The 9510-nt window shown below is 70.8% G+C and carries 9 protein-coding genes and 1 pseudogene; 4 read left to right on the plus strand and 6 right to left on the minus strand.

Annotated features, from left to right (window positions below; genetic code table 11):
• A pseudogene (locus NON22_RS15285) lies at positions 1-276 on the minus strand (hypothetical protein); the annotation flags it as partial.
• A gap of 128 nt (positions 277-404) precedes the next feature.
• On the opposite strand from NON22_RS15285, the gene NON22_RS15290 reads away from it, so the two are divergent.
• Positions 405-1022: a DUF1579 domain-containing protein gene (locus NON22_RS15290; RefSeq protein ID WP_257387816.1), complete on the plus strand. Its 618-nt coding sequence runs from the start codon at positions 405-407 to the stop codon at positions 1020-1022.
• Positions 1023-1084: 62 nt separating this feature from the next.
• Here NON22_RS15290 and NON22_RS15295 read toward each other — a convergent pair whose 3' ends face one another.
• Positions 1085-1774 (minus strand): outer membrane beta-barrel protein, encoded by a 690-nt coding sequence (locus NON22_RS15295; protein WP_257387817.1) that lies wholly within the window; start codon positions 1772-1774, stop codon positions 1085-1087.
• A 465-nt stretch (positions 1775-2239) separates the two neighbouring features.
• Between NON22_RS15295 and ygiD the strand changes: the two genes are divergently transcribed.
• The 3 genes from ygiD (at position 2240) to NON22_RS15310 (ending at position 5671) form a co-directional block, all read left to right on the plus strand.
• Positions 2240-3037, plus strand: coding sequence for a 4,5-DOPA-extradiol-dioxygenase (gene ygiD / locus NON22_RS15300; protein WP_257387818.1), 798 nt, complete (start codon positions 2240-2242; stop codon positions 3035-3037).
• Between the two features lie 80 nt (positions 3038-3117).
• Positions 3118-4353 (plus strand): GNAT family N-acetyltransferase, encoded by a 1236-nt coding sequence (locus tag NON22_RS15305; protein WP_257387819.1) that lies wholly within the window; start codon positions 3118-3120, stop codon positions 4351-4353.
• 436 nt (positions 4354-4789) lie between these two features.
• A complete protein-coding gene (locus NON22_RS15310) occupies positions 4790-5671 on the plus strand; it encodes a ferritin-like domain-containing protein (protein ID WP_257387820.1) in 882 nt (293 codons plus the stop codon).
• A gap of 7 nt (positions 5672-5678) precedes the next feature.
• Here the strand turns inward: NON22_RS15310 and NON22_RS15315 are convergent, their stop codons facing one another.
• The 4 genes from NON22_RS15315 to NON22_RS15330 form a co-directional block, all read right to left on the minus strand.
• Positions 5679-6584 (minus strand): CPBP family intramembrane glutamic endopeptidase, encoded by a 906-nt coding sequence (locus NON22_RS15315; RefSeq protein WP_257387821.1) that lies wholly within the window; start codon positions 6582-6584, stop codon positions 5679-5681.
• A gap of 165 nt (positions 6585-6749) precedes the next feature.
• Positions 6750-7310, minus strand: a complete 561-nt coding sequence (locus NON22_RS15320; protein WP_257387822.1) for an HAAS signaling domain-containing protein — start codon at positions 7308-7310, stop codon at positions 6750-6752.
• On the minus strand, positions 7307-7672 hold the full coding sequence (locus NON22_RS15325) for a PadR family transcriptional regulator (RefSeq protein WP_257387823.1): 366 nt from the start codon (positions 7670-7672) through the stop codon (positions 7307-7309). The genes NON22_RS15320 and NON22_RS15325 overlap by 4 nt, the downstream gene beginning before the upstream one ends.
• A 390-nt stretch (positions 7673-8062) precedes the next feature.
• On the minus strand, positions 8063-9510 hold a 1448-nt coding region (locus tag NON22_RS15330), incomplete at its 5' end, for a DegV family protein (protein WP_257387824.1).

The following is a 9510-nucleotide window of genomic DNA, read 5'->3' on the forward strand; positions in this document are numbered from 1 at the left end:
GGCGGTCTGCGCCACGGCCGGCGCCGGTGCCGCGGCGGGCTTGGCGGCGGGCTGCAGGCTGTCTTTCTCGGCCTCGCCGCGGACCGCCGGCTCGGTGCGGGTTTCGGCCTTCTTGTCGGCGGCGGCCGGGGCGGCGTCGGCGACGCGCTGCGGCGCCTGCTGGACTTCCTCGTGGCGCACGGCGCTCTCGGGCGCGGTCGTGGACTTCGGCGCACAGGCCGCGAGGCCCAGGGTCAGGGCAAGGCTGATCGCTACGGTGAGGCGGGTGCTGCGCATGGTCGTGCTCCGTCGGAGGGAATGGCGCAGCCTGCAACGGCGGCTCCGCGGCGCCGGGGTTAGCGGTCTCGCGACACGGCCGGCGCTAGTATGCGCGGGCCCTTTCCGGGCCAACGGGAGGCACGCTCATGAACCGATTCACGGCAGTCGCAGTGAGTGCGTTGACGGTACTGGCAGCAGGCGCTGCGCAGGCCGAGGACAAGAAACCGGCAGCCGAGGCCGCTCCGGCCATGACCGCCGAGCAGCAGGCGCAGATGGCCGCGTTCGAGAAAGCCAGCACGCCGCGGGCCGAGCACCAGCAGCTGGCCTATTTCGTCGGCAGCTGGACCGCGAAGACCAAGGTCTGGATGGATCCCGGCGCGCCGCCGCAGGAAAGCGACGGTACGTCGAAGGGCGCGGCGATCTACGGCGGCCGCTACGTCGCGATCACCTACGACGGCAGCTTCATGGGCCAGCCGTTCACGGGCCAGGGCCTGTTCGGCTTCGACAACCTGCGCGGGAAGTTCTTCAACACCTGGACCGACTCGATGTCGACGAGTTTCTGGCTGGCCTGGGGCGACCACGACAAGGCCACGAACGCCTGGACCTTCGACGGCGAGATGCCCGACATGATGCAGCCGGCGACGATGGTGAAAGTGCGCCAGGTCGTGCGCATCCACGACCAGAGCCGCTACACCTTCGACTGGTACGAGACGCGCGGCGGCAAGGAAGCGCACACGATGACGATCGAGTATCGCCGCCAGTAGCGCCGCCGCATGGAAACGGCGACCGGGACCGCGCCGCAGCGCCGTCCCGGTCGCCGCAGGGCTCACTGGCCGAAGCGGTAGGCGAGGTTCAGCGACACGAAGTCGATGTGGTCGAAGCGGCCGTTGCCGTCGTTCGTCAGCGCGAAGCGGCGGCCGGCGTCGGTGTAGCGGTCCCAGTCCAGGCGCACGTCCCAGTTCGGCGTCACGCGCACGTTCAGGCCGAGGCCGTAGGTCAGCTTGGTGTTGTCGTCGCTGTTGCTGAAGCGGTGCGGCTGGCCGTCGGCGCCGGTGCCGGTCTCGCTGTAGTCGACCTGGGCGTTGTACGCGCCGACGCGCAGGATGCCCGAGGTGCGGTCGTTGAAGTCGAGCTCGCCGAACACGGTCGCGCTGGGACCGGCGATCTCGTAGCGGCCGTCGATGTTCGCATCGGCGTTCGTCAGCGGCACCTGCGAATGCAGCACGTAGTTGCTGCTGACCTGGCCGAAGTCGACCCAGGCGAACTCGACGCCGAGCCAGGGCAGGAAGCGGTAGCCGCCGAACAGCTTCCAGGCGTTGTCGGTGTCGTCGGTGAGGCGGCCCGAGACGAAGGCGTAGCCCGGGTCGTTCGTGTAGGCGGAGCGGATCTGGCCGGTCAGCGAGTCGTCGTAGCGCGCCTGGCCGATGCCGGCGCCGACGTAGAAACCGGGGTCTGCCGCATGGGCGGCGCCGATGCCGGCGGCGATCAGGGTCGTGCAAAGTAGTTTTTTCAACATGTGATGATCTCCAATTGGTGAAGCCTGGCGCACCGGCGACGCCCCTGGCCGTCCCACCGGCCGCTTCCGGCCGAGACCGCCTTCCCCGTTGCGGCCGGCCGAAACGCTAGCACACGACATTCGCCGGCGCATGGCCCGTGCGGCGCCACAACTTCGCGCCGCCGCCGTTTTTTCCGCATTTTTCCGGCACCAAATTTGACGGGTCGCTGCCGTCGTCGCCGCTCCGGCTGCCGCACAATCCCTGGCGATGCAGACGGCGGCCGTGTGGGTGCACGCTCACGGGAGCACTCCCGACCGTCGCCTGCATCGCTGCAATTCGCGGACGCTTCCGTGCGCGCCGGCGGCAACGCGACCTGTTGCCACCGCCTATGACGTGCGGCTCGCGCGTTTCCCCCAAGCGCCGGAAACGGGCGGCGATGGCATCATCGCCGGGCCGCCGCCGCGCGCCGACGATCCAGGAGCGTCATGACCACCGCGATCCGCCAGCCCGTGCTGTTCGTCGGCCACGGCTCCCCGATGAACGCGATCGAACGCAACCGCTGGAGCGAGGCGTTCCGTGCGCTCGGCGCCACGCTCGGCAAGCCGCGCGCCGTGCTCGCGGTGTCGGCGCACTGGTTCGTGCCGGGCAGCTGGGTCACCGCGCAGGCGGCGCCGGCCACGATTCACGATTTCGGCGGCTTTCCGGCGGAACTGCATGCGGTGCGCTATCCGGCACGAGGCGATCCCGCGCTCGCGGCAGCGATCGCCGGGGAGAGCGCCGGCCGCATCCGCACGACCACCGACTGGGGCCTCGACCATGGCAGCTGGAGCGTGCTCCGTCATCTGTTCCCGGCCGCCGACGTGCCGGTGGTCCAGCTCAGCATCGACCGGCGCGCGACGCCGGCGCAGCACGCGCGGCTCGGCGCCGCACTCGCGCCGCTGCGCGACGAGGGCGTGCTGATCCTCGGCAGCGGCAACATCGTGCACAACCTCGCTCATGCGTTTCATGCCTGGCGCGCCGGCGAGACCGCGACGCCGGACTGGGCCGCCGGTTTCGACGCGGCCCTGGCCGAAGGCCTGCGCAGCGACGATCGCGTTGCCGCCGTCGTCGCCGCGCTGGAGCGGCCCGACGCCGGTCTCGCACATCCGACACCGGAACATTTCCTGCCGCTGATCTATGCCGCGGCCGCGAGCGACGCCGGCGACGACGTCGACTTTCCGGTCGAAGGCTTCGACATGGGATCGCTGTCGATGCGCAGCGTGCGCTTCCGGCCGCGCGCCTGAGTCTTTCGGCACTGCCGGCGCGGATTCCGGCGCGCCGGCCGCGTGCGTAGACTCGCGCGGGATGGCGGCGGGAGGACGGCATGGGCAAGGGTCTTGGCGGCGCGGTGGACGGCATCAAGGCGGCGCTGCGGCGCCACGACAAGCGCGCGCGGCCCGGCGGTCTGGACTGCGCGCTCGCCGACCGCATCGATTTCCTGAATCCCGGGCACTGGGACGCGCTGACCGCCGAAGCGTCGTTCTTCCTGTCGCGCGACTATCGCCGCCTGCTCGAGCGCCACACGCCCGAGGGCATGCAGCTGCGCTACGCGCTGGTCTATCGCGACGGCCGGCCCATCGTCGCGCTCGCGGCGCAGGTGCTCGAAGTGCGCGGCAATCAGCTCGCGAATCTGCCGGACTCGCGCCTGCGCCGCAAGGCGCTGCAGCAGCTCGGCACGCGCCTGCTGGTCTGCGGCAGCCTCGTCTCGAGCGGCTTTCACGGCCTCGCGTTCGCCGCGGACGAGGACCCGGCACTGCTCTGGCACGGCGTCGCCGAAGCGCTGTACCGCCTGCGCCGCGCCGACCGGCTGCACGGGCAGATCGACTACGTGATGATCAAGGACCTCGACGAAGCGCGCCACGCCGGCGCCGCGCCCCTGCGCGACTTCAGCTACCGGCCGCTGACGACCGAGCCGGAAATGGCCATGGCGGTGCGGCCGCACTGGCGCAGCTTCGCCGACTACCTCGCCGACCTGAATTCCAACTACCGCAGCAAGGCGAAGAAGGTCGCCAAGCAGGTCGCCGACGCCGGCTACCGCATCGAGCGCAATGCCGACGCGGCCGCGCACGATGCGCGCCTGCACGCGCTGTACAGCGCCGTCGAACGGCGCGCGAGCACGCGCCTGTCGGCGCTGCCGCCGGGCTATTTCGGCGCGCTTGCGCAGCTCGCCGGCGCGCAGCGCTTCCGCTGCACCCTGATCCGCAACGACACCGACATCGTCGGCTTCATCACGACGATCAAGGACGGCAATCGCGCGCTCGGCTACTACGTCGGCCTCGACTACGCGGTCAACGCGACCGTGCCGCTGTACCTGCGCCTGCTGCAATGCCTGATCGAGGACGCGATCGAGCTGCGCTGCGAGGAGCTCAGTTTCGGCCGCACGGCCGCCGAGCCGAAGGCCTCGCTCGGCGCGACCGCGCAGACCAGCCACGTCTGGCTGCGCCACCGTCTGCCGGCCGTCAACGCGCTGATCCGCGAAGTGTTCACGCGTGTGACGCCGGACGCCGCGCCGCAGCGCTCGCCGTTCAAGGAAGCCAGGACGATCGCGGACGAGGACTGAAGCCGGCGGCGCTGCGTCCGCGCCGCGCCCCGGAAGTCGCAGGTCGCGAAGAGCCGGGCGAACCGCGCCGTCGGGCTTTTTCCGATGCAGAGAATCCGCCTGATCGATCGCGCGAATCGCCGCACCGTCGCTTCATCGGCCGGCAGGCGATGCGCCATCGTCCCCCTGAGCGACGCCACCGCGCCGGCGTTTTCCGAACGCGCTCCTCCGCGACGCGATCATTCGAGTCGCGCGAGGCTTTCTTCGCCGGCGTTCTTCGCGACCGATCGTCCGATGCCGCGGTTCGCGTTGCTCGCCGCAAGCCACGTCGCTCATCGCGTCGGCCGGCGGTTCCGCCAGAACCTCGCCATGCCCTGCCCCGATTCGCCCGCAACGGACCGCGGCAAGGCCCGCGCGCGGCGGCAACGTCGCAGCTCCCTGTCGGCGGAGTCCTGCCATGTCCTTTCTCAAACCCGCCGCGCGGCCCTGGCGCGCGACCGATTTCACCTATTCGCGCGTAGCCCCCGCCGCGTTCGATGCGGAACTGCTCCACGTACTGCGCACGACCGCGCTCGTCGAATCCCGCGCCGACCAGTACGGCGACTATCTGCGTGCGGTGTTCGCCGCGCGCGGCGCGCACTGGCGCGATGCCATCGACCAATGGAACCGCGAAGAGCGCGAACACGGCCGCGCACTGCGCCGGCTGGCCGAAGCCGCCGGCGGCGGCTTCGCGTTCGAGCGCGTCATGCACGCCTATCTCGACGGCGTCGCCTACCACGCCTGCGACGGGCGTTCGGTGCGCGGCAGCATCGCCTGCGAGCTCGTCGCGCGCTGCATCGTCGAGGCGCTGGCCAGCACCTTCTATCGCGTGCTGCGCGACTGCTGCCGCGACGAGACCGGCCGCACGGTGCTGCATGCGCTCGCACTCGACGAAGCGCGCCACTGCGGCATGTTCAAGGCCCTGCTCGACGCCGAATGCGCGCAGCGGCCGGTGAGCCTCCGGCAACGCCTGCGCGTGGGCCTCGGCCGCATGCTCGAGCTCAGCGACGACCAGATCATGTTCGCCGCCTGGCTCGTCGACACCGCCGCCGAGCCGCACTACCGCAGCAGCGCCGTCGCGCGGCGCTACCAGGCCGCGCTGTATCCACGCTATCGCTACGTCCACCTCTGTTTCGCCGCGCGGCTGATCTGTCCGGTGTTGTTCGGACGACGCAGCGTTGCCGTGGACCGCCTGTTCGCGACGGCGCTGTGGCTTGGTCTACGTCTGCGCGCGACGCTGAGCCGGGCGGCGCTCGCGCTGGCCCGGCGACCGCGCCGCACGCAATGGCAACACCGCTGACATGGCCTCAAGCCGCCGGCGCAGGCGCTACGTCCAGGCCTTGCGCATCCTCAGGCGTGCCCCGCCCGCGGCTGCGCCGCAGCAGCGCGAAGCAGATCAGGCCGGCGGCGAGGGTCAGGGTCAGATGCAGCACATCGAGGTACAGCTGCGGCATCGTCATCTTGAGGTTGCTGATGACGCCGATCTCGATGGAGTTGCCGGCGCCGTGAGCGAACGCCGCAGGCCAGAACGAGCCGGCGCGCAGCGTCAGCCAGGCCAGGAACAGCGAGGCGCCGATCAGCATCAGCGGGAACAGCAGCAAGCCGCCCAGCACCGGATGGTCGGGATAGTTGTAGCCGGCCAGCAGGGACGGCAGGTGCCAGAACGACCAGACCAGTCCGAGCACGACGACGCCACGGCCGAGGCCGAGCCGGTCGATCAGCGCGCCCTGCAGCAGGCCGCGCCAGCCGAGTTCCTCGCCGATGGCCGGGATCGTGCTGATCGCCGCGAACCAGACGCCGGTGACGACGACGTTCGCGACGAACGGCGCCCAGCCCTGCGCGCCTTTGCCGAGCAGCCACGGACCGCCGGAAATCTGCACGCCGCCGGGCGAGAACTGGAACCAGCCCGGCGTGCCCCAGCCGAAGGCCAGCACGGCGGCGACGGCGCCGAAGCCGATCAGTATCGGTATGCACAAAGCGGGAACCGTCATCGGCCACATGCGCCAGGTCGGCTTCCAGCGGATCTGCCGGCGCGACGGCGCATGGAAGATCGCGAACAGCACGGTCGCGATGGCCGGCGTCGACATCACCAGGATCAGCCAGTACGACGGCGCATTCTCCGGATTGCCGTAGGCGGCGACGATGCCGAGCTGCACGCCCCAGCCCAGCACGAAGGTCAGCAGGCAGAAAATCAGAATCGCCCGTTTGCTCATTGTCTTGCTCCGGCCGCTTGATTTTGCGGACAAATGGAAATGTGGTTAATGTGATTCAGGTGCCGCGAGGCAAGGGGCGGCCACACGCCCGCTCCGCAGGCGTCTTGCAGCGTCCTGGAAAGCGCGGCCCCAGGGCCCGTCCGCGCGGACAGGCCTCGCGGCGGATCACTTGCGGCCGGCGAGCCGCCGCACGGTCCAAAGCAGCACGAGCCGCCCGAGCAGCAGCGGCAGTACGACGGCGGCCAGCGCGGCCGGCAACAACCAGGTGCCGAGCAGGTCGACGGCCTTGGCCGGATCGTCGATCACGCCGACGAACAGGTTGCCGCCGCCGCTCCAGAATCCGGTGTGCACCGGATCGCTGAGCTCGAAGAACACGAGCGAAGCGCCGGTGACGGCGAGCAGCACGCAGACGAGTACGAGGGTCGTGGCGACGGTGGCGATCAGACTGCGGTGCGCGCGGCGCAGCACCAGCCTCAGCATGGGACCGGAGCGGCCGGCGCCGAGCGCGCCGGACAGTTCCATCTGATCCACGAACTGGCGCGCATAGTCTTCGGCGCCGCCGAAACCGGCCAGCACCTGGGCCGGCGTCTGGCCGGCATCGCAGGCATCGCGCAGGTGCGCGCGGGTCTCGGCGACGATGTCGTCGCGGTCCTGCGCCGGCAGCGCCGACAGCGCCCATTTCAGTCGCCGCAGCCAGGGTTCGAATTCGCGAGTCTCGTTGCTCATCGCTTGCCACCTCGATTCAGGAACGCGCCCAATGCCGTCGCGATGCGCTGCCAGTCAGCCAGTTGCAGGGCCAGGTCGCGGCGACCCACGTCGGTCAGGGCGTAGTACTTGCGCGGCCGGTTGCCGCCGTCGTCGAGGCGCCATTCGGCCTGGGTCAGGCCCGAGCGCTCGAGCCGGTGCAGCAGCGGATAGATCGTGCCTTCGGCCAGCCCGAGCCCGGCCTCGCCGCGCAGGCGCTCGAGGATTTCCAGGCCGTAGTGCGCGCGCTCTTCCAGCAGGCTCAGCAGCGCCAGCTCGGCCAAGCCCTTGAGCAGTTGGGCTTGACGGCTTTCGTCGGCGGGTTTTCTTGTCTTGTCAGTCATCTTGTAATGCAAGATATAGTGCCAGGCCGCAGCGAACAAGCATGGCATTGGTCATGGGTGGGGCCGGTTCAGCCGGAACCGCTGCCAGACTGAGCGATGCATCCCGCCGCGGTACGCGCGGCGATCGAGCTGCCGTCGGCGCCGCAGCGCTTTTCTCCAATGCGCGACCGCTTGTTCCGCAGACCCGGCTCGACCGAGGCCGCTGCGGTTTCGCCGACGCGCCATGGCTATGCCTCGCGGCCGTGTATTGCTGTCGGCTCGCCGGCGCGGCCTTGGCATCGGGTGCAGGGCGAGATCGTCATGCCGTGGGCAAAGCCTCCTCATCCGGCCCCCCCGACCTGTGCCTGAAAGAGAGAAAACGCACCACGGCACATGGTCCCGCGTGCGGTCTCAGGCTTCCGGTTCGCCGCAAGGTAGCGCGCTGACGAGCACTGCTCCGGGTCCCGCATGCGCCGAGATCGCAGCGCCCATCGCGACGATCCCGGGCGCGGCGATGGCGAGTTCGGCCTGTAGCGCGGCGGCCAGCGCCGCGGCTTCGCCGGGATTGTCGCAATGGCCGATCAGCAGGCGGCCGCGACGCTGCGCCGGCGTCAGCCGCCGCGCCACCCAGCGCGCGAAGCGCTGCGGCAGCTCGGGGCGCAGGCGCAGGACTGAGCGCAGATGCAGGCGGCCGTCACGGCCGACCGCGGCGATCGGCGCGAGGCCGAGTCGCCGCGTCAGCGGCAGGGTCCAGGCCGGCAGGCGGCCGCCGCGCACGATGTGGCTGAGATCGCGCACGTAAGCGAACAAGGCCGTCTGCGGCACGAGTGTCGCGATGCGCGCGGCGATCGTCGGGCCGTCCAGACCCTGCAGCGCGAGTTCGGCGGCCTGCAGCGCGAGCAACCCCTGGCCGCACGAGGCCGTGCGCGTATCGACGACGTGGATGCGGTTGCCGGCACAGCGCGCGGCGGCGCTTTCGCCGGCCTGCAAGGTGCCGCTGACCGCGCGCGACAGGCCGACATAGACGACTTCGTCGTGGTGGCTCAGCAGGAATTCGAACAGGCGGCGGAAGTCGCCCGGCGGCGGCTGCGAGGTACGCGGCGGCAGCGGATTGCGGCGCAGCTCCCGGAAGAATTCGGCCGGCGACAGCGAAACCTTGTCGAGATAGTCCTGCGCGCCGAAGTTCAGGCGCACGGGCACGAGATGCAGCGGCAGGCGCTCCAGCTCCGCATCCGGCAGATCGGCGGCCGAATCGGCGACGACGGCGACGCGCGTGCGTGCCTGCGTCGCGCGCTGCTGCGAGTGCATGTCGTCGGCCTTGCAGCTCGTCACGTCGCCGAACGCGGCGAGGAGGTCGTAGAGCCGCTGCGGTTCGTCCAGGTGCACGTGCACGCGCAGCCGCGTGCGCGTGCCGGCGAGCACGAGGCTGCTGTGGTCCAGCGCCTGCAGCGCCGCGCGCACGGCGTCGCGCTCGATCGCTTCGGCGCCGAGCACGCATTCGGTGCACCAGCGATGTGGCGCATCGGCGGCGTCGGCTTCGGCCATGACGCCGGCTTCGCCGCCGCGGTAGTCGTCGAGCGCGGCGAGTCCGGCGCGGCCGCGCCGCAAATAATCGTCTATGCCTTCTAGCAGCTCGACGAATCCGAGCGCGCCGGCGTCGACGACGCCGGCCTTGCGCAGCACGGCCAGTTGTTCGGGCGTGCGTTGCAGCGCTTCGCGCGCCGCGGCCACGGCGCGCGTCCAGCAGCCGCGCAGATCGTCGGCCCCGCGCGCGGCGTCGGCCTGCAGCGCCGCGGCGAATGCGGCGATGACCGACAGCATGGTGCCTTCGCGCGGTTCGGCGACGGCGCCGCGCGCCT

Origin of the sequence: Tahibacter caeni (assembly GCF_024609805.1) — a bacterium.
Classification (GTDB): Bacteria; Pseudomonadota; Gammaproteobacteria; order Xanthomonadales; family Rhodanobacteraceae; genus Tahibacter; species Tahibacter caeni.

Bases quoted from the DNA above. Each gene is read 5' to 3' on its own strand.
- NON22_RS15320 (WP_257387822.1), bottom strand. From the start codon at position 7,310: ATGAGCAACGAGACTCGCGAATTCGAACCCTGGCTGCGGCGACTGAAA.
- NON22_RS15305 (WP_257387819.1), top strand. From the start codon at position 3,118: ATGGGCAAGGGTCTTGGCGGCGCGGTGGACGGCATCAAGGCGGCGCTG.
- NON22_RS15290 (WP_257387816.1), top strand. From the start codon at position 405: ATGAACCGATTCACGGCAGTCGCAGTGAGTGCGTTGACGGTACTGGCA.
- NON22_RS15310 (WP_257387820.1), top strand. From the start codon at position 4,790: ATGTCCTTTCTCAAACCCGCCGCGCGGCCCTGGCGCGCGACCGATTTC.
- NON22_RS15295 (WP_257387817.1), bottom strand. From the start codon at position 1,774: ATGTTGAAAAAACTACTTTGCACGACCCTGATCGCCGCCGGCATCGGC.
- NON22_RS15325 (WP_257387823.1), bottom strand. From the start codon at position 7,672: ATGACTGACAAGACAAGAAAACCCGCCGACGAAAGCCGTCAAGCCCAA.
- NON22_RS15315 (WP_257387821.1), bottom strand. From the start codon at position 6,584: ATGAGCAAACGGGCGATTCTGATTTTCTGCCTGCTGACCTTCGTGCTG.
- ygiD (WP_257387818.1), top strand. From the start codon at position 2,240: ATGACCACCGCGATCCGCCAGCCCGTGCTGTTCGTCGGCCACGGCTCC.